This window comes from Pseudorhodoferax aquiterrae (assembly GCF_014652235.1).
Classification (GTDB): Bacteria; Pseudomonadota; Gammaproteobacteria; order Burkholderiales; family Burkholderiaceae_C; genus Pseudorhodoferax; species Pseudorhodoferax aquiterrae.
On the sequence record NZ_BMYK01000005.1, the window covers coordinates 287,635 to 309,526 of the forward strand.

The window sequence follows — 21,892 nt, forward strand, 5'->3', positions numbered from 1 at the left end:
CGGAAGAATCAGTCTTCGAGCGGAGAGATGCCGACCACCACCAGGGACAGATTGTCGCCACCACCGCGTGCGCGCGAGCGGGCTTTGTCCACCAGCAGTTCGACTGCATCGCGTGGCGACACCACTGCCAGCAGGGCGCCGAGTTCGGCATCGTTGAAGTAGTGCCACACGCCATCGCTGCAGGCCAGCAGCACATCGCCGGGCGCGAGCTGCGCGATGCGGTGCTCGTCCAGGGGCGGCTCGGCTTCGCTGCCAAGGCAACCGATCAGGATGTTGGAATCCGGGTGGACGCGCGCCTGCTCCTCACTCAGTTCGCCGCGGTCCACCAGCGACTGCACGTACGAGTGGTCGCGCGTGCGGTGGATGAGCCGGCCCTGGTGGAAGTGGTAGATCCGCGAGTCGCCCACATGGGCCCAGTGGCAATCGCCCTTGGGCAGCAGCAAGAAGGCCGCGATCGTGCTGTGCGGTTCCTGCTCGGCCGAGATGGCCGTCAGCTTGATCACCATGTGGGCTTGCGCGACCACGCTGCGCAGCAGTGCCGCGCTGTCGTCGCCGACGGGGTCGAAGCGCTCGAACAGCTGGCGCGCGGTCAGCAGCACCTGGTCGGCGGCTTCGCGGCCGCCACTGCGCCCGCCCATGCCGTCGGCCACCACGCCGAGCAGGCAGCCCTTGACGCGCGGATGCTGCAGCAGTGCCACCTGGTCCTGCTGGTACTGCCGATCACCCTTGTGGATGCCGGTCGCGGCGCTGATCCGGAATCCTTGGGGAGGCGGCAGGGGCATCGTCGGTGCTGGGCTTTTGTAACGAGCGCGTATTATCAAGCGATCCGGTGCATGTCCCCTGCGTGCCGGCTCCCATCTTGTCCGCCAATCTCCACTCTCCCGAACGCCAGTTGATCGAGCTGCGCATCGAGCATGCCGACCTCGACGCCCTGGTGGACCGCATGGCCCACGCCAACCCCGTCGACGAGTTGCTGGTGCAGCGTCTGAAGAAGCGCCGGCTGGCGCTGCGCGACCGCATTGCGCGGCTGGAGTGGCAGCTCGAGCCCAAGGAGCCTGCGTGAATCCAATGGCCGGCGCCACGGTGCCGGCGCTGGTGCAGCAGGTGCGCGCGGCCTTTGCCGAAGGCGGTGTGCTGGCCCGGGCGGCGGAGCATTACCGGCCGCGCCAGGGCCAGATCGACATGGCCGAGGCCGTCGCCCGCACCATCGCAGAGGGCGGCGCACTGGTCGTGGAGGCGGGCACCGGCGTCGGCAAGACGTTCTCCTACCTCGTGCCGGCGCTGCTGAGCGGCGAGCGCGTGCTGGTCTCCACCGCCACCAAGACCTTGCAGGACCAGCTGTTCGGCCGCGATCTGCCGCGCCTGCGCGACGCGCTGGGCCTGGCCCTGCGCGCGGCTCTGCTCAAGGGACGCAGCAGCTACCTGTGCCTGCACCGCATGCGGCAGGCCGGCCAGTCGCTGGCGCGCGAGGAGACCGCGGCCTGGCGCACGCTGACGGCGGTCCAGCGCTGGGCAGTGGCCACGCGCACGGGCGACCTGGCCGAGCTGGCCGGCCTGGACGAACGTTCGCCCGTCACGCCGCTGGTCAGCTCCACGCGCGAGAACTGCCTGGGCGGCGACTGTCCCGATTTCCAGGCCTGCCATGTCTACCGCGCGCGCCGCGAGGCCATGGCGGCCGATGTGGTGGTGGTCAACCACCACCTGTTTTTTGCCGACCTCGCGGTGCGCGAGTCGGGCATGGCCGAACTGCTGCCCACGGTGCGCGTGGCCGTCTTCGACGAAGCCCACCAGCTCAACGAGACCGGCGTGCAGTTCCTGGGCCGGCAACTGGGCACGGGCCAGCTCCTGGACTTCGTGCGCGATGCGCTGGCTGCGGTGCGGCCGATGGCGGGCGGCCTGGCCGACTGGCAGGCGGAACTGGAGCCCGTGGAACGCCACGCGCGCGACCTGCGCATGCTGGCCGGGCCGGCGGCACCCGGCACGCGCTTGCGCTGGCTCGGTGCGGCGCCCGAAGGGCTGGATCCGGCCGAATGGGGCGAAACCCTGCGGGCGCTGGCGGCGGCGCTGCAAAGCTTGTGCGGCTGGCTGGAGGGCGTGGCCGCCATGTCGCCGGATCTCCAGCGGCTGCACGCGCGGGCGCTGGGTTTGGCCGAACGCGTCGCGCAGTTCGCGGCCGCGGGGCCCGAGGGCGTGGTGCGCTGGGTCGACGTGGGGCTGCAGCTGCGGCTGATCGAGGCGCCGCTGTCCATCGGTGCCACGGTGCAGGCCCAGCTGCTGCAGCAGCCCGGCCGTGCCTACGTGTTCACCTCGGCCACGCTCGGCGACGACCCTGGGCTGCGCTGGTTCACCGAGCCCTGCGGTTTGGAGCAGGCCGAGATCCTGCGCGTGGACAGTCCGTTCGATTACGCGCGCCAGGCCGCGTTGTACGTGCCGCGCACGCTGCCCAAGCCGGCCGATGCCAGCCACGGCGCGGCGGTGGCGGCCCTCGTCGCCGATGCGGCCTTGCGGCTGGGCGGCCGCACCCTGGTGCTCACGACCACGCTGCGCGCGCTGCGCAGCATCGGCCAGGTTTTGCAGGTGCAGTTGCAGGGACAGCTCGAGGTGCTGGTGCAGGGCCAGATGGCGCGCCAGCGCATCCTGGACCGCTTCCGCGCGGGCGGGCAGGGCGGTGGCGCCGGCTGCGTGCTGGTGGCCTCGGCTTCGTTCTGGGAGGGGGTGGACGTGCCGGGCGATGCGCTGCAGCTGGTGGTCATCGACAAGCTGCCGTTCCCGCCGCCGAACGATCCTCTGGTCGAAGCGCGTGCCCAGCAGATCGAGCTGGCCGGCGGCAGCGCCTTCAAGGCGTATTTCCTGGCCGAGGCTGCGGTGGCGCTCAAGCAGGGGGCCGGGCGGCTGATCCGCCGCGAGAGCGACCGCGGCGTGCTGGTCGTGGGCGACGCCCGGCTGGTGCAGATGGGCTATGGCAAGCGGCTGCGGGCGGCCTTGCCGCCCATGCGTCAGCTGCAGGACGAAGCTGAATTCCTGCAGGTGCTGGACGAGCTGGTGGCTACCAGACCTTCCACCACGGATCGTCCTTTGGCTTGAAGCCGCGCTGGACGTAGGCGCTCTGCGGGTAGTTGGTCTCCAGCACGCGACGGGCATCGTCGCGCAGCTGGGTCATGCCCAGGGCTTCGTAACTTTTGTAGATGATGTACAGCGCCTCTTCCAGGGCCGGCACTTCGCGGTAGTCGGCCAACGCGATCTGGGCGCGGTTGATCGCCGCCACGTAGGCGCCGCGGGTGTAGTAGTAACGCGCCACATGCACTTCGTACTGCGCCAGCGAATTGACGATGTAGTTCATGCGCTGGCGCGCATCGGGCGTGTAGCGCGAATCGGGGAAGCGCGTCACCAGTTCCTTGAAGGCCTCGAACGAATCCTTGGCGGCCTTCTGGTCGCGCTCGGACAGATCCTGCCGGCTGATGAACGCGAACATGCCCATGTTCTCGTTGAAGTTGACGATGCCCTTGAGGTACAGCGCGTAGTCCAGTGCCGGGCTGGCCGGGTGCAGCTTGATGAAGCGGTCCAGCGTGGCGATGGCCTGGGCCTGCTCGTTGGACTTGTGGTAGGCGTAGGCCTTCTCGAGCTGGGCCTGCTGGGCCAGCGGCGTGCCGGCGGCGCGGCCTTCGAGCTTTTCGAAAAGCGTGATCGCGCGCTCGTAACCGCCCGCGTTGAGCTCGTCCTTGGCCTCGCTGTAGATGCGGTTCGGGCTCCAGTTCGCGGTCTCGTCCACTGTCTTGGTTGCGCAACCCACCAAGGCCGCGGCCAGCAGCAGTGGCGCGAGCGCCGATAATTTGGAGCGATGGAACACGGGCAGATCCCTTGAAAGAAGCGGCGGCAATTATATCGGCCGACCCCCATGGCGACCCCCTGGCCGAAGGCCCCGAGGACGAGCAGGGCTTGGCCGCCGAGGTCGAGCTGCGCCGGGTCGTGGTCGATGCCGGCCTCCATGGACAGCGGCTCGACCGGGCGCTGGCGGCGCTGGTGTCGGAGTTTTCGCGCAGCTACCTGCAGCAGCTGATCGAGGCCGATGCCGTGCAGCTGAACGGCCGGCCGGCGCGCAAGAGTGCGGCGCGCGTGCACGTGGGCGACGCCCTGCAGGTGGAGCTGCGGCCCACGCAGCAGAGCCAGGCCTTCGTCGCCCAGCCCATGGTACTGGACACGGTCTACGAGGACGCGCACCTGCGCGTGATCGACAAGCCCGCGGGCCTGGTGGTGCATCCGGCGCCCGGCAACTGGAGCGGCACCTTGCTCAACGGCCTGCTGGCGCTGGACCCGGCCGCGGCCACGCTGCCGCGCGCCGGCATCGTGCACCGGCTCGACAAGGACACCAGCGGCCTCATGGTCGTGGCACGCACGCGCGCCTGCATGGACGCGCTGGTCGCGCTGATCGCGCAGCGCGCCGTGAGCCGCCAGTACCTTGCCCTCGCGCACCGGCCCTGGAGCGGGCCGGCGCAGCGCACGGTGGACGCGCCGATCGGCCGCGACCCGCGGAACCGGCTGCGCATGGCGGTCGTGGACCTCGCACGCGAGCCGGGCAAGACCGCGCGCACGGATTTCGACTGCCTGGACCAGGTGGAGCAGGGCTGCTGGCTGCGTTGCACGCTGCACACGGGCCGCACGCACCAGATCCGCGTGCATGCGGCTTCGCTGGGCCATCCGCTGGTGGCCGACACCTTGTACGGTGGCGCGCCGGCCGCGGGCCTGGCGCGCCAGGCCTTGCACGCCTTCCGGCTCGCGTTCGTGCACCCGATGACAGGCCAGTCTCTCGCGCTGTCCGCGCCCCTGCCCGACGACATGCGCCAGGCGCTGCAGACCTGGGGCCTGCGCTACAATCCCTGACCAGCGCGCTTGGTCTGACCCAAGGCCAGCAGCGCGAATGCCAGATACGCCCGATGCGCTCGCCGAGGCGGCGACCCGTCCACCCAGACGCATCCGTGCCCGCACCGCCCCGGTGCTTTTCCCGGAACCGTAGTAGCCATGAATTCGGCAGAGGCCAAGCATGTCCTCGAGGCGGCCTTGATGTGTTCGCCGCAGCCCTTGCCTGTGCGCGAGCTGCGCGTGCTGTTCGACGACGTGCTCGGCGCCGACACCATCAAGACCCTGCTGGCCGAACTGCAGCTGGAGTGGGCGCAGCGCGGGCTGGAGCTGGTCAGCGTGTCCTCGGGCTGGCGTTTCCAGAGCCGGCCGGCGATGCGCGCCTACCTGGACCGGCTGCACCCCGAGAAGCCGCCGCGTTACACGCGCGCCGCCCTGGAGACCTTGGCCATCATCGCCTACCGCCAGCCCGCGACGCGCGGCGACATGGAGGACATCCGCGGCGTCAGCATCAATGCCCAGGTGCTCAAGCAGCTCGAAGACCGCGGCTGGATCGAGGTGATCGGCCACCGCGAGACCGTGGGCCGTCCGGCCCTGTTCGCGACCACGCGCCAGTTCCTGGACGACCTGGGGCTGGAGTCGCTGGACCAACTGCCCGTGGCCGACGATCCGGCCCAGCGCGCGCAGCTCATGGCGGCCTTGGCCGCGGCCGATCCGGCCCAGGTGGCCTTGCCCATCGACGAGGTGGAGCTGGCCGTGGACGCCGATGCGCCGCCCGCCCCCCCCGAACCTTCTCCCGAAACGAACCCCGACGACGGCGCATTCCGCGCAGCGTCCGAACCTGCGGATCCCAGCCCATGAACGACATTCCCGGCACCGCGCCCGAAGACGAAGACAACGGCGCGCGCGCTGACGCGCCGCCGCCCGCCGAACAGGCCGAACAGCTTGAACCGGCTGCAGAGCAGGCCGGGTTGGCGTCCGGACCGGAAGCGCCCGACGCGACGGCCGGCCAGCCCGAGGCCGTGCCGGCCGAGAGCCGCTTCGACGACGTGGTGTCCGGCCGCTTCGACGCGGACGAGGAAGCCGCCGACCTGGCCCCGCCCAAGCGCGTGCTCGCGCCGCAGCCCGAGACGCCCAAGCTGCACAAGATCCTGGCCCAGGCCGGCCTCGGTTCGCGGCTGGAGATGGAGCAACTCATCACCGAAGGGCGCATCTCCGTCAACAACGAACCCGCCCACATCGGCCAGCGCATCCAGTACGGTGACCAGATCAAGGTCAATGGCAAGCCCATCCGCGTGCGCATCGACGCGCCGCCACCGCGTGTGATCGCCTACCACAAGCCGACCGGCGAGGTCGTCACGCACGACGACCCGCAGAACCGGCCCACGGTGTTCCGCAAGCTGCCCAAGCTGTTCCAGGGCAAGTGGCAGTCGGTCGGCCGGCTGGACCTCAACACCGAGGGCCTGTTGCTGTTCACCAACTCGGGCGAACTGGCCAACAAGCTCATGCACCCGCGCTTCGGCCTGGAACGCGAATATGCGGTGCGCGTGCTGGGTGCGCTCAGCAACGAGGAAAAGCAGCGCCTGCTCGACGGCGTGCAGCTGGACGACGGCCAGGCCCAGTTCGGCAGCATCGAGGACGGCGGTGGCGAAGGCTCGAACTGCTGGTACCGCGTGACGATCTCCGAAGGCCGCAACCGCGAGGTGCGGCGCATGTTCGAGGCCGTGGGCCATGCCGTGAGCCGGCTGATCCGCATCCGCTACGGCGCGATGCTGCTGCCGCGCGGCCTCAAGCGCGGCGCTTCGCTGGAACTGGACGCGCGCGACATCCAGGCGCTGATGCGGGCCGCCGGCGCGCAGCCGCCCAAGCCGCAGCAGGCCCGTGCGGGTGGCCGCAACCAGGCGCCGGACCGCCGCGGCGGTGGCCGCCATGCGCGCGGCGGGCAAGGCCAGGGGCAGGGCGAGGGCGGTGCGCCCGCGCAGCCGCGTGGCAACAACGGCGGCGGCCGCAACAAGCGCGGCGGGCGCGGTGGTCCGAACCCCGGCGGTGGCAATCCGGGTGCGCGGCGCGAAGGCGGCAACCGCTCCGAGGAGGTCATTCCAAACCCGCTGACCGTGAGCACGCCGGGCGGCCAGCGCCGCAAGCCGCGCGATGGCGGCGGTGGCGGCGCCGGCGGACAGCCCGATCCGATGAAGACCTCGTTCGGCTACATCGGCGCCGACAGCTTCACGCGCCAGCGCCAGGGCCAGCAGCGCCGGGGCGGTGGCGGTGGTGGCGGAGGACCCCAGCGCCGCGGCGGGCGCGGTCGCTGAGGCCTGCATTTCCCTGGCACGTGCGCAGCTTTCGAATACAGAGGGCGGCACGGGCTAAAATCACGGGCTTTGCGCGCTCAGGCGCATCCCCTTTTTCTCCAACGATCCAAAGCCTCGCGGCTTCACCCAAGGAACTCCAAAAATGGCCATCGAACGCACCCTTTCCATCATCAAGCCCGACGCCGTCGCCAAGAACGTCATCGGCCAGATCTACGCCCGCTTCGAAGCGGCCGGCCTGAAGATCGCCGCCGCCCGCCTGGTGCAGCTGTCGCGCGCCGAAGCCGAGCAGTTCTACGGCGTGCACAAGGAGCGCCCCTTCTTCAAGGACCTGGTCGAGTTCATGATCTCCGGCCCCGTCATGGTGCAGGTCCTGGAAGGCGAGAACGCCATCCTCAAGAACCGTGACCTGATGGGCGCCACGGACCCGAAGAAGGCCGCCCCCGGCACCATCCGCGCCGACTTCGCCGACAGCATCGACGCCAACGCCGTGCACGGCTCGGACGCCGCCGAAACCGCCCAGGTGGAAGTCGCCTTCTTCTTCCCGGGCCTCAACATCTACGCACGCTGAGATGCTGCATCCCGCGCCTTGCCACCCCGCCCGGGGTCGTCGCCGGCGCGGGCTGAGCGCGGCGGGAGCTTGCCCATGAGTGCAGCGCCTGCCGTCAACCTGCTGGAGTTCGACCTCGACGGCCTCGCGGCCTTCTGCGAGCGCCTGGGCGAAAAGCGCTTCCGCGCCACCCAGCTGTTCCGTTGGATCCACCAGCGCGGCGCCAGCGATTTCAGCCAGATGAGTGATCTGGCCAAATCGCTGCGCGGCAAGCTGGAGGGCGCCGCGCAGATCACGGCGCTGCCCGTCATCACCCAGAACATCTCGCAGGACGGCACCGTCAAGTGGCTGTTCGACGTGGGCGCGGGCGATGCGGTCGAGGCCGTGTTCATTCCGGAGGACGACCGCGGCACGCTGTGCGTCTCCTCGCAGGCCGGCTGCGCCGTCGGCTGCCGCTTCTGCTCCACCGGCCACCAGGGCTTTTCGCGCAACCTCACGACGGGCGAGATCCTCGCCCAACTCTGGTTCGCCGAGCATTTCCTGCGCAAGCACCTGGGCGTGGCCGAGCGCGTCATCTCCAACGTGGTGATGATGGGCATGGGCGAGCCGCTGCAGAACTACGCCGCCCTGGTACCAGCGCTGCGCGTGATGCTGGACGACCATGGCTACGGCCTGTCGCGCCGGCGCGTGACGGTGTCGACCTCGGGCGTGGTGCCCATGATGGACCGGCTCGGCCAGGACTGCCCGGTGGCGCTGGCCGTGTCGCTGCATGCACCCAACGATGCACTGCGCGACAAACTGGTGCCGCTGAACCGCAAGTACCCCTTGGCCGAGCTCATGGAGGCTTGCCAGCGTTACCTCGCCCATGCGCCGCGCGACTTCATCACCTTCGAATACTGCATGCTCGACGGCGTGAACGACCAGCCCGAGCATGCGCGCGAACTGATCGCGCTCGTCGAGCGCTACCGCACCGACGGTGTCTGGTGCAAGCTCAACCTGATCCCGTTCAACCCGTTCCCGGCCTCGGGCCTCAAGCGTTCGCCGGCGCCGCAGGTCAGCGCCTTCGCCAAGCTGCTGCTCGATGCCGGCCTGGTCACCACGGTGCGCAAGACGCGCGGCGACGACATCGACGCTGCCTGCGGCCAGCTGGCCGGCGACGTGAAGGACCGCACGCGGGTGGGCCAGCGCATCGCGCTGCAACGCCAGGTGCCGCTGCAGGTGGTCGCGGCACCGCCCGAGGGAAACTGAGCAGATGCGGACGACGACGCGCCTGTCCGGCCCCACCCTGGCCATCGCGCTGGCCGGCCTGGCCTTGTCCGGCGCGGCGCTGCTGTCCGGCTGCGCCGCGCCGGGTGGCGGCGCGCGCGGCACCGATCCCTCGGGCGTCGTGATCCCGTCGGAGGAAACCGAGGCACGCAAGCGGGCCCGCGTGCGGCTGGAACTGGCCTCGCGCTACTTCGACCAAGGGCAGACCAATGTGGCGCTGGAGGAGGTCAAGCTCGCGCTGGCGACCGATCCCGGCTTCGCCGAGGCCTTCAACCTGCGGGCGCTGGTCTACATGCGGTTGAACGATCTGGCGCTGGCCGAGGACAGCTTTCGCCAGGCCCAGCGGCTGAGCCCGCGCGACCCCGGCACGGCCCACAACTACGGCTGGTTCCTGTGCCAGCAGCGCCGCTACGACCAGGCCGCCGTCCAGTTCGCCGTGGCGCTGGAGAGCCTGACCTACACCGACAAGGCCAAGACCTGGCTGGCGCAAGGCATGTGCCAGCAGCAGGCCGGCCAGGTGGCCGAGGCCGAGCGCAGCCTCATGCACTCGTACGAGCTCGATCCGGCCAACCCGATCACCGGCTACAACCTGACCCAGTCGCTTTTCAAGCGCGGCGACCTGCAGCGCGCGCAGTTCTACATCCGCCGCATCAACAACAGCGAATACGCCAATGCCGAGTCGCTGTGGCTGGGCATCAAGGTCGAGCGCAGCCTGGGCAACCGCCAGGCTGCCGAACAACTGGCCACGCAATTGCGCAACCGCTTCGCGCAGTCCCGCGAGTACATGGCGCTCGAGCGCCAAGCTTTCGATGAGTGACAAGAATTTTTCTCCTGACCTGGCGCCCCCGCCGTCCGACCAAGCCGCCAGCGGTGCGCAGCGCGCTGGCGCCATGCTGCGCCAGGCACGCGAGGACGCGGGCCTGCATGTGGAGGCCCTGGCCGTCGCGCTGAAGGTGACGGCCAAGAAGCTGGAGGCCCTGGAGGCCGGCCGCATCGACCTGCTGCCCGACCCGACCTTCGCACGTGGCCTCGCGGCCAGCATCTGCCGCGGCCTCAAGCTCGATCCCAAACCGGTGCTCGATCTGATGCCCGGCATCGCTGGTGAGCGCAGGGAGGTCGCGCCGCCGGCCATCAACGCACGCTTCGAACCGGGCGCTCCCGCCTCGGGCAGTTCGGCGCTGCGCAGCAGCCCGAGCCCGGCGATGTGGATCGTGGCCCTGCTGCTGCTGGGCGCGCTGGCCATCTACTTGTGGCCTGGCCTGGGCGGCCGTTCCTCCGAGGCCGACAACGGCTCCGCCGCCACGCCCATGGGTGCGCCGAGCGCGGTGACCGAGAGTGTGACGCCGGCCGAGCCGGCTCCTGTCGCAGCCACCACCGTGACCGAGCCAGCGCCAGCCGTCAGCGCCCCCGCTGCGCCGGCTTCGGCCGTGGTGGCGGCTCCGGCTGCCCCGGCCGCATTGCTGCAATTCGTCGCCAAGGCCGAGACCTGGGTGCAGGTCACCGATGCCACCGGCGCCACGCCGCTGCGCCGCAGCCTGGTGGCCGGTGAGACCGTGACCGCCACGGGCACGCCGCCCTTGAACGTGGTGGTCGGCCGCATCGACGCCGTCGACGTGCAGGTGCGCGGCGAGCCGCGCGACCTGCGCGCCATCGCCAAGAACAACGTCGCACGCTTCGAGGTGAAGTGACCATGCCGGACACCGTCGACCCCACGCCCCCTTGCGCCATCACGCCGGCGGCCCCGGCCGCGCGCCGCAGCCTGCAGGCACAGGTGCGTTGGAAGGACCACCTGCTGACCCTGGGCGGCAACGCACCCGTGCGCGTGCAGTCCATGACCAACACCGACACGGCCGATGCCATCGGCACCGCGATCCAGGTCAAGGAACTGGCGCTGGCCGGCTCGGAGATGGTGCGCATCACCGTCAACACGCCCGAGGCGGCCGAGGCCGTGCCGCACATCCGCGAGCAGCTGGACCGCATGGGCATCCACGTGCCGCTGATCGGCGACTTCCACTACAACGGCCACCGGCTGCTGACCGATTTCCCGGCCTGCGCCGAGGCGCTGTCCAAGTACCGCATCAACCCCGGCAACGTGGGCAAGGGCGACAAGCACGACAAGCAGTTCGGCCAGATGATCGAGGCGGCCATGCGCTGGAGCAAGCCCGTGCGCATCGGCGTGAACTGGGGCAGCCTGGACCAGGAGCTGCTGGCCAGCCTCATGGACGAGAACAATGCGCGTGCCCAGCCCTGGGACGCGAAGCAGGTCATGTACGAGGCGCTGATCACCTCGGCCATCTCCTCGGCCCAACTGGCCGAGCGCATGGGCATGCCGGCACACCAGATCATCCTGTCGTGCAAGGTCAGCGGCGTGCAGGACCTCATTACGGTCTACGGCGAGCTTGCGCGCCGCTGCCGCTACCCCTTGCACCTGGGCCTGACGGAGGCCGGCATGGGCACCAAGGGCACGGTGGCCTCCACGGCCGCGCTGGCGGTGCTGCTGCAGCAGGGCATCGGCGACACCATCCGCGTCTCGCTGACGCCGCAGCCCGGCGAGGCGCGTGCGCAGGAGGTGGTGGTGGCGTCCGAGATCCTGCAGGCCCTGGGCATGCGCAGCTTCGTGCCCAGCGTGACGGCCTGCCCGGGCTGTGGCCGCACCACCAGCACCACCTTCCAGGAACTGACCAAGCAGATCGACGACTTCCTGCGCCTGCAGATGCCGGTCTGGCGCCACCGCTACCCGGGCGTGGAGAAGCTCAAGGTCGCCGTGATGGGCTGCATCGTCAACGGCCCCGGCGAGAGCAAGCACGCCGACATCGGCATCAGCCTGCCCGGCACCGGCGAGGCCCCGGCCGCGCCCGTCTTCATCGACGGCGAGAAGGCCATGACGCTGCGCGGCGAAGGCATTGCGCAGGAGTTCCAGCAGGTCGTCGAAAACTACATCGAAAAGCGCTTCGGCCAAGGCTCCACGGCCGCCGCCTGAACAACCGGATTCCCATGGCTGACAAGATCAATGCCGTCAAAGGCATGAACGACATATTGCCGGCGAGCGTGCCGCGCACCGACAAGCTGCCCGACTCGGCGCTGTGGCACTGGTTCGAGAACACCGTGCGCGAGGTGCTGGCCCGCTATGGCTACCAGTACATCGTGACGCCCGTGGTCGAGCCCACCGCGCTGTTCGTGCGCGGCCTGGGCGAGGTGACCGACATCGTCGAGAAGGAGATGTACTCCTTCACCGATTCCATGAACGGCGACAGGCTCACGCTGCGGCCCGAGGCCACGGCCGGCATCGTGCGCGCCATGGTCGAGCACAACGCGCTGTACAACGGCCCGCTGCGGCTGTGGACGCTGGGCCCGATGTTCCGGCACGAGCGCCCGCAGAAAGGCCGCTACCGCCAGTTCCATCAGCTCGACGTCGAGGCCCTGGGCTTCGCCGGCCCGGACGTGGACGCCGAGCTCATCCTCCTGGTGCGTGCGCTGTGGAAGCAGCTGGGCCTGATCGAAGGCCAGCACGTGCGGCTGGAGCTCAACAGCCTGGGCCAGCCGGCCGAGCGCCAGGCCCACCGCGATGCGCTGGTGCGCCACTTCGAGGCCCATGCCGATGTGCTGGACGAGGACGCCAAGCGCCGCCTGCACAGCAACCCGTTGCGCATCCTGGACACCAAGAACCCGGCGATGCAGGCCATGGTCGAGGCCGCGCCGCGGCTCATGGATTTCCTGGGCGAGGCGTCGCGCGCCCACTTCGATGCCGTGCGTGCCGTGCTCGACGCGGCCGGCCTCGCGTACCGCGTGAATCCGCGCCTGGTGCGCGGCATGGACTACTACAACCTCACGGTGTTCGAGTGGGTGACCGACCAGCTGGGCTCGCAGGGCACGGTCTGCGGTGGCGGGCGCTACGACGGGCTGATCGCGCAGATGGGCGGCAAGAGCGCGCCAGCCGTGGGCTTCGGCCTGGGCATCGAGCGCCTGCTGCTGCTGATCCAGGGCCTGGGCCTGGCCGTGCCCGATGCGGCACCCGCGGCCTACGCCATCGTCGCCGCGCCCGAATTGCTGCCGCGCGCCATGGTCGTGCTCGAGCAGCTGCGCGAGGCCGGCCTCAAGGTCGTGCTGCACGCCGGCGGTGGCAGCATGAAGTCGCAGTTCAAGAAGGCCGACGCGAGCGGCGCGCAGTACGCGCTGGTCTTCGGCGCCGACGAGGCGGCCACTGGCGAGCTGACCGTCAAGGCGCTGCGCGACGGGCAGGGTGCCCAGCAGCGCCGCCCGCTCTCCGACGTGGCCGCGTGGGCCGCATCCCTACAATCGCGCGCTTGATTTCGTGCGCTGACCGCGCCTTTCGCTCTTCCTCATGGCAAAACATCTCGATCTCGAAGAACAGGAACAGCTCGACCAGGTCAAGCACCTGTGGCAGCGCTACGGCAATGCCATCACCTGGCTGCTGATTCTTGTCCTCGCCGGTTTTGCCGGCTGGAACGGCTGGCAGTACTGGCAGCGCAGCCAGGCGGCCAAGGCCGCCGCGCTGTACGACGAAGTGGACCGCGCGGCCAAGGCCGGCGATACGGCGCGCCTGGAGCGGGCCTTCGGCGACATCCGCGACGGCTACGCCGGTACCCTGTACGCGCAACAGGCCGGCCTGCTGGCCGGCAAGGTGCTGCACGAGAAGGGCAATGCCGATGCCGCCAAGGCGGCGCTGGGCTGGGTGGCCGAGAAGTCATCCGATCCGGCCTACCAGGCGCTGGCCAAGCTGCGCCTGGCCGGCCTGCTGTTCGACGCCAAGGCCTACGACGAGGCCTTGAAGCAGCTCGGCGGTAACTTCGCCGGCGAGTTCGCCGCGCTGGCGGCCGACCGCCGCGCCGACATCCTGGCGGCGCAGGACAAGAAGGCCGAGGCCCTGGCGGAGTACCGCAAGGCCTACGCCGGGCTGGACGCGCGCTCGGGCTACCGCCGCATGGTCGAGGTCAAGCTCAACGCGATGGGCGTGGACCCGGCGGCGACCGCCGCCACCGGAGCCGCGAAATGATGGCGCGTCGTCTGACCCGCCGCCTGGCGTCCTCCGCGACGCTGCTGGGCCTGGCAGCCGCCTTGTTGACCGGCTGCGGAAGCGGCGGCAAGCCCAAGCCGGCCGAGCTCGGCCCCAACCCCGGACTGCTCGGCGTGCGCCAGGTCTGGACCGCCAAGGTCGGTGAGATCGGCTATCCGTTGGACGTGCAGGTCACGGGCCAGCAGGTGGCGCTGGCCAGCAGCGACGGCACGGTGCTGGCGCTGGACGCGCGCACAGGCCGCGAACTGTGGCGCGCGGCGACCAAGGCCAAGCTCTCGGCCGGCGTGGGCAGCGACGGACAGCGCACTGCCGTGGCCACGCAGAACAACGAGATCGTGGCCTTCGAAGCCGGTCGTGAGCTGTGGCGCCAGAAGCTGCCCGCACAGGTCAGCACGGCTCCCTTCGTTGCCGGTGGCCGCGTGTTCGTGCTGGCGGCCGACCGTTCCGTCACCGCGCTGGACGGGGCCAGCGGTCGCCGCCTGTGGACGCAGCAGCGTGCGGGCGATCCGCTGGTGCTGCGCCAGAGCGGCGTGATCCTGGCCGTGGGCGACACGCTGGTCGTGGGCCTGTCGGGTCGGTTGGTCGGCCTCAATCCGCTGAACGGCCAGGTGCGCTGGGACGTGCCCGTGGCCACGCCGCGCGGCACCAACGACGTGGAGCGCCTGGTCGACCTGGTCGGCCGTGTGAGCCGCGTCGGCGATTCCGTCTGTGTGCGGGCCTTCCAGATCGGCGTGGGCTGCGTGGACGCGGCCCGTGGCAACCTGGCCTGGACCAAGCCGTCCTCGGGCTATGTGGGCGTGCACGGCGACGCGCGCATGGTCTACGCCCCCGAGAGCGACGGCAAGCTCGTGGCCTGGAGCCGCAGCACCGGCGAGCAGGCCTGGACCTCCGAGCGCCTGCGCTACCGGCAACTGACGGCGCCGCTGGTGCTGGGCCGCTCGGTCATCGTCGGCGACGAGACCGGCATCGTGCATTTCCTGTCGCGCGAAGACGGCTCGCCGCTCACGCGCGTGAACACCGACGGCTCGCCCATCGTGGCGGCGCCTGTCGTGGCCGGCGACACCCTGGTCGTCGTCACGCGCAACGGCAGCGTGTACGGCTACGCGCCCGAATGACCCGCACAAGATGAAACCCGTCATCGCCCTGGTGGGCCGGCCCAATGTCGGCAAGTCCACGCTGTTCAACCGGCTGACGCGGTCGCGCGATGCCATCGTGGCGGATTTCGCCGGCCTCACGCGCGACCGCCACTACGGCAACGGCAAGCAGGGCAAGCACGAGTACATCGTCATCGACACCGGCGGCTTCGAGCCCACGGCCGAAAGCGGCATCTACAAGGAGATGGCCAAGCAGACGCGCCAGGCCGTGGCCGAGGCGGATGTGGTGATCTTCGTCGTCGATGCGCGTGGCGGCCTGTCGGCCCAGGACCACGACATCGGCAACTACCTGCGCCGCCTGGGCAAGCCCTGCGTGCTCGCGGCCAACAAGGCCGAGGGCATGCACGACGGCCAGCAGCTCGTCGAATTCTTCGAGCTCGGCCTGGGCGAGGTGCATGCGGTGTCCGCCGCGCATGGCCAGGGCGTGCGCACGCTGGTCGAGCTGGCGTTGGCGCCGCTGAACCTGCCCGACGAACCCGAGGACGATGCGGGCAGCGAGCCCGGCGTGATCCGCCTGGCCGTGGCCGGCCGGCCCAACGTCGGCAAGTCCACGCTGATCAACACCTGGCTGGGCGAGGAGCGCCTGGTGGCCTTCGACATGCCGGGCACCACGCGCGACGCCATCAGCGTGCCGTTCGAGCGGCACGGCCAGCGCTTCGAGCTCATCGACACGGCTGGCCTGCGCCGGCGCGGCAAGGTGTTCGAGGCGATCGAGAAGTTCTCGGTCGTCAAGACGCTGCAGGCCATCGAGAGCGCGCATGTGGTGCTGCTGCTGCTGGACGCGACGCAGGGCGTGACCGACCAGGATGCCCACATCGCGGGCTACATCCTGGAGAGCGGCCGGGCCGTGGTGCTGGCCGTCAACAAATGGGATGCGGTGGACGCCTACCAGCGCGAGCTGGTGCAGCGCTCCATCGAGACGCGGCTGCCCTTCCTCAAGTTTGCCGCGCTGCATTTCATCTCGGCGAAGAAGCGCCAGGGCATCGGCCCGCTGTGGGGTGCGATCGCCCAGGCCTACAAGGCGGCGATGTGCAAGATGTCCACGCCGGTGCTCACGCGGCTGCTGCTGGAGGCCGTGCAGTTCCAGTCGCCCAAGCGCAGCGGCATGTTCCGGCCCAAGATGCGCTACGCGCACCAGGGTGGCATGAACCCGCCCATCATTGTGATCCACGGCAACTCGCTGGACCATGTGACCGAGGCTTACAAGCGCTTCCTGGAAGGTCGCTTCCGCAAGGAGTTCGACCTGGCCGGCACGCCGCTGCGCATCGAGATGCGCACCTCGGCCAACCCCTTTGCCGACAAGTCCGAACGCTGATGCGGCAGGCGCTTCGCACCGGTGTGGTGCGCGCCGCCGGCGTGTCCTAACACGCAATTTAAGGGCATCAGTGTTTCTACGGAGGGCGCGGACCCTCTGTGGTATGGTCCCCCTCTCCCAATAACAACGGTTTGAACACGGAGGATATCGTGAGCAACAAAGGTCAACTTTTGCAGGATCCTTTCCTGAACACGCTGCGCCGCGAGCATGTGCCGGTGTCGATCTATCTGGTCAACGGCATCAAGCTGCAAGGCCAGATCGAGTCCTTCGACCAGTACGTCGTGCTGCTGCGCAACACGGTGACCCAGATGGTCTACAAGCACGCCATCTCCACCATCGTTCCGGGTCGCGCCGTGAACTTCCAGCCGGCACAGGACGACAACGCGGACGCTGCGTCCTGACGAGTCCTGCCGCCGGCACTTGTGTGTCGGCCCCGTGCGCCACCCCGGTGGCGCACCCTTTCGGTTCTCTCCGATTGACTGAAATCCCTGTTGCGGACGCTGCGGCGGCCCCGGCCATCCTGGTCGGGGTCGATTTCGGCCTGCCGCATTTCGACGCCGAGCTCGAGGAGCTCGGCCTCTTGGCCCAGACCGCCGGCCTGCAGCCGGTGGCCCGCGTCACCTGCAAACGCAAGGCACCCGACGCCGCGCTGTTCATCGGTAGCGGCAAGGCCGAAGAGATCAAGCTGCTCGCGCGCATGCACAAGGCCACCGAGGTGCTGTTCGACCAGGCCCTGAGCCCGGCCCAACAGCGCAACCTCGAGCGCGCGCTGGAGCTGCCGGTCAACGACCGGACCATGCTGATCCTGACCATCTTCTCGCAGCGCGCGCGCAGCCACGAAGGCAAGCTGCAGGTCGAGCTCGCGCGGCTGCAGTACTTGTCGACCCGGCTGGTCCGGCGCTGGTCGCACCTGGAGCGCCAGCGCGGCGGCATCGGCACGCGCGGCGGTCCGGGCGAACGCCAGATCGAGCTGGACCGCCGCATGATCGGCGAGGCCATCAAGCGCACGCGCGAGCGCCTGTCCAAGGTCGTGCGCCAGCGCGGCACCCAGCGGCGCCAGCGCGAGCGGCGCGATGCTTTCACGATCTCGCTGGTCGGCTACACCAATGCCGGCAAGTCCAGCCTGTTCAATGCCATGGTCAAGGCCCGTGCCTACGCGGCCGACCAGCTGTTCGCGACGCTGGACACGACGACGCGCCAGCTCTACCTGGGCGAGGCCGGGCGCTCCGTGTCGTTGTCCGACACCGTGGGCTTCATCCGCGACCTGCCGCACGGACTGGTCGACGCCTTCCGCGCCACGCTGCAGGAGGCGGCCGACGCGGATCTGCTGCTGCACGTGATCGATGCGTCCAACCCGCACCACCCCGAGCAGATGGAAGAGGTGCGGCGCGTGCTGGCGGAGATCGGCGCCGACGAGGTGCCCATGCTGCTGGTCTTCAACAAGCTCGATGCGCTGACGCCGGAGCAGCGGCCGCTGCAGATGGCGGACACCGTGGAGGTCGACGGACGGCAGATCGGGCGGGTCTTCGTCAGCGCGCGGACGGGCGAGGGCATGCCTGCGCTGCGGGCGGAACTTGCGCGCCGCGCCGAGCAGATCGCACCCGCGCAGGCCCCTGATTCCCCTGGGTATGATGAGGCCGATCCCCGTTTCGGCACAATCGTCCGTTGACCAAAAGAGACCAGAGCGCATGAATCTTTCTTCTCGGCCGTCGGCTTGGGCAGGCCTTCCCGGCCGCATCCGCGGCATGTTCAATCTGAACGATCCCCGCTGGGGCCGCGGAGACGACAAGGCGGGCGATCCGGACGAGAAGCCCGACACGCGCCGTCCCGACAACGAGCGCCCCTACGAACCCCAGCGCCCCACGCCCAGCCGCGGCGGCAACCAGGGCCCCCCGGACCTGGACGAGCTCTGGCGCGACTTCAACCGCAAGCTCGGCGGGCTGTTCAACGGTGGCCGCAACGGCGGCCGCGGCAACATGGGCTCGGGCAATGGCGGCGGCTTCCAGCCCGACATGAAGGGTGCCGGCGTCGGCATTGGCCTGGTCGGTGCGGTGGCTGTGCTGATCTGGTTGGGCACCGGTTTCTTCATCGTGCAGGAAGGCCAGCAGGCCGTCATCACGCAGTTCGGCCGCTACCACTCCACCGTGGGCGCCGGCTTCAACTGGCGCCTGCCGTACCCGATCCAGCGCCACGAGCTGGTGTTCGTGACGCAGATCCGCTCGATCGACATCGGCCGCGACGTGATCATCAAGGCCACCGGCTTGCGCGACTCGGCCATGCTGACCGAGGACGAGAACATCGTCGAGATCCGCTTCGCCGTGCAGTACCGCCTGAACGACGCGCGCGCCTTCCTGTTCGAGAGCAAGGACCCGACCGCCGCCGTGGTGCAGGCGGCCGAGACGGCCGTGCGCGAAGTGGTCGGCAAGATGCGCATGGACTCGGCCCTGGCCGAGGAGCGCGACCAGATCGGCCCGCGCGTGCGCACGCTGATGCAGACCATCCTGGACCGCTACAAGGTCGGCATCGAGATCGTCGGCATCAATCTGCAGCAAAGCGGCGTGCGGCCGCCCGAGCAGGTCCAGGCCGCGTTCGACGACGTGCTCAAGGCCGGCCAGGAGCGCGAACGCGCCAAGAACGAGGCCCAGGCCTATGCCAACGACGTGATCCCCCGCGCCACCGGTACCGCGTCGCGCCTGATGGAGGAAGCGCAGGCCTACAAGTCGCGCATCACGGCCCAGGCCGACGGTGATGCGCAGCGCTTCCGCTCGGTGCTGGCCGAGTACCAGAAGGCACCGCAGGTCACGCGTGACCGCCTGTATACGGAGACCATGCAGCAGGTCTACACCAACGTCTCCAAGGTGATGGTGGATTCGCGCCAGGGCTCCAACCTGCTGTATCTGCCGCTGGACAAGCTCATGCAGGCGTCTGGCCAGTCGGCCGGCGTCATCGGCGATCCGGCCCTGGCGGGCAGTGGCCAGGCCACGTCGACCGCCCCGGCGGCACCCCCACTGGCCAGCGGCGACCTGCGTGCCCGCGACGGGCGCACCCGCGAACGTGATCTGCGCTAGGAGGCGCGCCAAGTGAACAGAATCGGATTCATCGCATCCTCGCTGCTGGTGCTGCTCGCACTGGCCAGCTCCATGCTGTTCGTGGTGGACCAGCGCCAGTACGGCGTGGTCTACGCACTGGGGCAGATCAAGAAGGTCATCACCGAGCCCGGGCTGAACTTCAAGCTGCCGCCGCCGTTCCAGAACGTGCGTTACCTCGACAAGCGCCTGCTGACGCTGGAAAGCAGCGACTCCGAGCCCATGCTCACGGCCGAGAAGCAGCGCGTGGTGATCGACTGGTACATCCGCTGGCGCGTGACGGACCCGTCGGAGTACATCCGCAACGTCGGCCTGGACGAAAGCGCCGGTGCCAACCAGCTCAACCGCGTCGTGCGCAACGCGTTCCAGGAAGAGATCAATCGCCGCACCGTGCGCGACCTGCTGTCCACGCGGCGCGAGGAGCTCATGGCCGACGTCAAGCGCGAGGTGCTGGAGGTCGTGCGCGGTGGTCGGCCCTGGGGCATCGACGTGGTGGACGTGCGCATCACGCGCGTCGACTATGTGGAGTCCATCACCGAGTCGGTCTACCGCCGCATGGAAGCCGAGCGCAAGCGCGTGGCCAACGAGCTGCGCTCGACCGGTGCGGCCGAGGGCGAGAAGATCCGCGCCGAGGCCGACCGCCAGCGCGAAGTGACGATCGCCAATGCCTACCGCGACGCCCAGAAGGCCAAGGGCGAGGGCGATGCCCAGGCCGCTGCGCTGTACAGCGAAGCCTTCGGCCGCGACCCGCAGTTCGCACAGTTCTACCGCAGCCTGGAAGCCTATCGCGCGAGCTTCAACAAGAAGAGCGACGTGATGGTGGTCGACCCCTCCTCCGATTTCTTCCGGGCCATGCGCGGGGCGAACCCCGCCGCACCGGCCGGCCGCTGAGCCACGGCCGCGCCCCGTGGACACCCTCTGGGCGGCCCTGGCCCTGGTGCTGGTCATCGAAGGCCTGATGCCGTTCCTCTCGCCGGGCGGCTGGCGCCGCATGTTCATGCAGGTGCTGCAGCTGTCCGACGGGCAGATCCGCTTCTTCGGCATGTGCAGCGTGCTGCTGGGCCTTGCTCTGCTGGCGCTGCTGTCCTGAGCCGCCGTCGCACGGTCTACCGGGCCCCGATCCGAGGCCGGTAGAATCCCGTTTTTAACAGCGCACTGATTTCCATGTCTGCCTGGGTCCTGCCGGATCACATCGCCGATGTATTGCCCTCCGAGGCCCGGCACATCGAAGAGCTCCGCCGCGAACTGCTGGACACCGCCCGTGGCTATGGCTACGAGCTGGTGATGCCGCCGCTGCTCGAGCACCTGGAATCGCTGCTCACGGGCACGGGCGAGGCGCTGGACCTGCTCACCTTCAAGCTGGTCGACCAGCTGTCCGGCCGCATGATGGGCCTGCGTGCGGACACCACGCCGCAGGTGGCCCGCATCGACGCGCATCTGCTGAACCGCCAGGGCGTGGCCCGGCTGTGCTACTGCGGCCCCGTCGCCCACACCCGGCCCGACCGGGCCGACGCCACGCGCGAGCCGCTGCAGTTCGGCGCGGAGATCTACGGCCACGCGGGCCTGGAAGCCGATTTCGAAGTGCTGCTGCTTGCGCTGGACTGCCTGTCGGCGGCGCAGCTGCGCGAGCTCACGGTGGACCTGTCCGATGCGCGCATCGTGCAGGCCCTGCTCGCCGACAGCGCGCTGGCGCCGGCCGAACTGGCCCGCATCCATGGGGCCCTGACGACCAAGGACGCTGGCGAGCTGGCCGCGTTGACGGCCCGGCTGCCGGCCGTGGACCGCGAGGGCCTGCAGGCGTTGCTGCAGCTGTATGGCGACGCCGGCGTGCTGGAGGAGGCCGAGCGCGTGCTGCCCAACCGGCCTGCGCTGCGCCATGCCTTGGCCGAGCTGCGCCGCTGCGCGGCCCTGCTGGGCGAGCGCGCCACCGTGCGCGTGGACCTGGCCGATCTGCGCGGCTATGCCTACTACAGCGGCGTGCGTTTCTCGATCTACGCGGCGCATGGCGACGCGCTGGTGCGCGGTGGCCGCTACGACGAAGTCGGCGCCGTGTTCGGTCGCAAGCGGCCTGCCGTGGGCTTCAGTCTGGACCTCAAGCAACTCATCGCGGCCGTGCCGCCGCGTCCGCTGCGCGCGGCCATCCGCGCGCCCTGGGGTGAAGACGGCGCTCTGCGCTCTGCCATCGCGGCCTTGCGCCGCAGCGGCGAAACAGTGGTCTGCGCCTTGCCGGGCCACGAAAGTGAAATCGATGAGTTCCATTGCGACCGCGTGCTGACGCACAAGGGCGGCGAATGGGTCGTGCAAGCCATCTGAACCTGCCTAG

22 protein-coding genes are annotated in these 21,892 nt (G+C 69.7%); 20 read left to right on the plus strand and 2 right to left on the minus strand.

What is annotated here, in order from left to right; genetic code table 11:
• Positions 1-8: 8 nt before the first annotated feature.
• Entirely contained in the window at positions 9-782 is a 774-nt protein-coding gene (locus tag IE209_RS11615; RefSeq protein ID WP_189687100.1) for a PP2C family protein-serine/threonine phosphatase, read from the minus strand.
• 77 nt (positions 783-859) lie between these two features.
• Here IE209_RS11615 and IE209_RS11620 point away from each other — a divergent pair, with 77 nt between their 5' ends.
• Together IE209_RS11620 and yoaA are read left to right on the plus strand one after the other, a co-directional pair.
• Positions 860-1,063, plus strand: coding sequence for a YdcH family protein (locus IE209_RS11620; protein WP_189687101.1), 204 nt, complete (start codon positions 860-862; stop codon positions 1,061-1,063).
• A gap of 5 nt (positions 1,064-1,068) precedes the next feature.
• Complete coding sequence (yoaA, locus tag IE209_RS11625; protein ID WP_189687158.1) at positions 1,069-3,084, plus strand: DNA repair helicase YoaA; 2,016 nt, start codon at positions 1,069-1,071, stop codon at positions 3,082-3,084.
• Here the strand turns inward: yoaA and IE209_RS11630 are convergent.
• A complete protein-coding gene (locus IE209_RS11630; RefSeq protein ID WP_373305327.1) occupies positions 3,047-3,811 on the minus strand; it encodes an outer membrane protein assembly factor BamD in 765 nt (254 codons plus the stop codon). The genes yoaA and IE209_RS11630 overlap by 38 nt on opposite strands.
• 47 nt (positions 3,812-3,858) lie before the next feature.
• Between IE209_RS11630 and IE209_RS11635 the strand changes: the two genes are divergently transcribed.
• From IE209_RS11635 to IE209_RS11720, 18 genes are all read left to right on the plus strand, one after another.
• Positions 3,859-4,878 (plus strand): RluA family pseudouridine synthase, encoded by a 1,020-nt coding sequence (locus IE209_RS11635; RefSeq protein WP_373305326.1) that lies wholly within the window; start codon positions 3,859-3,861, stop codon positions 4,876-4,878.
• A gap of 138 nt (positions 4,879-5,016) precedes the next feature.
• Positions 5,017-5,715 (plus strand): SMC-Scp complex subunit ScpB, encoded by a 699-nt coding sequence (gene scpB, locus IE209_RS11640; RefSeq protein WP_189687103.1) that lies wholly within the window; start codon positions 5,017-5,019, stop codon positions 5,713-5,715.
• Positions 5,712-7,166, plus strand: coding sequence for a pseudouridine synthase (locus IE209_RS11645; protein ID WP_189687104.1), 1,455 nt, complete (start codon positions 5,712-5,714; stop codon positions 7,164-7,166). The genes scpB and IE209_RS11645 overlap by 4 nt, the downstream gene beginning before the upstream one ends.
• A gap of 142 nt (positions 7,167-7,308) precedes the next feature.
• Positions 7,309-7,734, plus strand: coding sequence for a nucleoside-diphosphate kinase (gene ndk / locus IE209_RS11650; protein WP_145545259.1), 426 nt, complete (start codon positions 7,309-7,311; stop codon positions 7,732-7,734).
• Between the two features lie 75 nt (positions 7,735-7,809).
• Positions 7,810-8,961, plus strand: coding sequence for a dual-specificity RNA methyltransferase RlmN (gene rlmN, locus IE209_RS11655; protein WP_189687105.1), 1,152 nt, complete (start codon positions 7,810-7,812; stop codon positions 8,959-8,961).
• A gap of 4 nt (positions 8,962-8,965) precedes the next feature.
• Positions 8,966-9,796 (plus strand): type IV pilus biogenesis/stability protein PilW, encoded by an 831-nt coding sequence (gene pilW, locus IE209_RS11660; RefSeq protein WP_189687106.1) that lies wholly within the window; start codon positions 8,966-8,968, stop codon positions 9,794-9,796.
• Positions 9,789-10,667 (plus strand): helix-turn-helix domain-containing protein, encoded by an 879-nt coding sequence (locus tag IE209_RS11665; RefSeq protein WP_189687107.1) that lies wholly within the window; start codon positions 9,789-9,791, stop codon positions 10,665-10,667. The genes pilW and IE209_RS11665 overlap by 8 nt, the downstream gene beginning before the upstream one ends.
• A gap of 2 nt (positions 10,668-10,669) precedes the next feature.
• Positions 10,670-11,959, plus strand: a complete 1,290-nt coding sequence (gene ispG / locus IE209_RS11670) for a flavodoxin-dependent (E)-4-hydroxy-3-methylbut-2-enyl-diphosphate synthase (protein WP_189687108.1) — start codon at positions 10,670-10,672, stop codon at positions 11,957-11,959.
• Between the two features lie 14 nt (positions 11,960-11,973).
• Complete coding sequence (hisS, locus tag IE209_RS11675; RefSeq protein ID WP_189687109.1) at positions 11,974-13,287, plus strand: histidine--tRNA ligase; 1,314 nt, start codon at positions 11,974-11,976, stop codon at positions 13,285-13,287.
• Positions 13,288-13,321: 34 nt separating this feature from the next.
• On the plus strand, positions 13,322-13,993 hold the full coding sequence (locus IE209_RS11680) for a YfgM family protein (protein ID WP_189687110.1): 672 nt from the start codon (positions 13,322-13,324) through the stop codon (positions 13,991-13,993).
• Entirely contained in the window at positions 13,993-15,129 is a 1,137-nt protein-coding gene (gene bamB, locus IE209_RS11685) for an outer membrane protein assembly factor BamB (protein WP_229882818.1), read from the plus strand. Before IE209_RS11680 ends, bamB begins: the two co-directional genes overlap by 1 nt.
• Before the next feature lie 10 nt (positions 15,130-15,139).
• Positions 15,140-16,483 (plus strand): ribosome biogenesis GTPase Der, encoded by a 1,344-nt coding sequence (gene der, locus IE209_RS11690; RefSeq protein WP_189687112.1) that lies wholly within the window; start codon positions 15,140-15,142, stop codon positions 16,481-16,483.
• Between the two features lie 149 nt (positions 16,484-16,632).
• The gene (hfq, locus tag IE209_RS11695; RefSeq protein WP_056900321.1) at positions 16,633-16,884 is read left to right on the plus strand and encodes an RNA chaperone Hfq; all 252 of its coding nucleotides are present in this window, start codon (positions 16,633-16,635) and stop codon (positions 16,882-16,884) included.
• Between the two features lie 74 nt (positions 16,885-16,958).
• Positions 16,959-18,152, plus strand: a complete 1,194-nt coding sequence (hflX, locus tag IE209_RS11700; protein WP_189687113.1) for a GTPase HflX — start codon at positions 16,959-16,961, stop codon at positions 18,150-18,152.
• Between the two features lie 19 nt (positions 18,153-18,171).
• Complete coding sequence (gene hflK, locus IE209_RS11705) at positions 18,172-19,551, plus strand: FtsH protease activity modulator HflK (protein WP_189687114.1); 1,380 nt, start codon at positions 18,172-18,174, stop codon at positions 19,549-19,551.
• A 12-nt stretch (positions 19,552-19,563) separates the two neighbouring features.
• Complete coding sequence (gene hflC, locus IE209_RS11710) at positions 19,564-20,460, plus strand: protease modulator HflC (protein WP_189687115.1); 897 nt, start codon at positions 19,564-19,566, stop codon at positions 20,458-20,460.
• 16 nt (positions 20,461-20,476) lie between these two features.
• A complete protein-coding gene (locus tag IE209_RS11715) occupies positions 20,477-20,659 on the plus strand; it encodes a DUF2065 domain-containing protein (RefSeq protein ID WP_229882811.1) in 183 nt (60 codons plus the stop codon).
• Positions 20,660-20,733: 74 nt separating this feature from the next.
• Positions 20,734-21,882, plus strand: a complete 1,149-nt coding sequence (locus tag IE209_RS11720) for an ATP phosphoribosyltransferase regulatory subunit (RefSeq protein ID WP_189687116.1) — start codon at positions 20,734-20,736, stop codon at positions 21,880-21,882.
• The last annotated feature ends 10 nt before the right edge of the window (positions 21,883-21,892 follow it).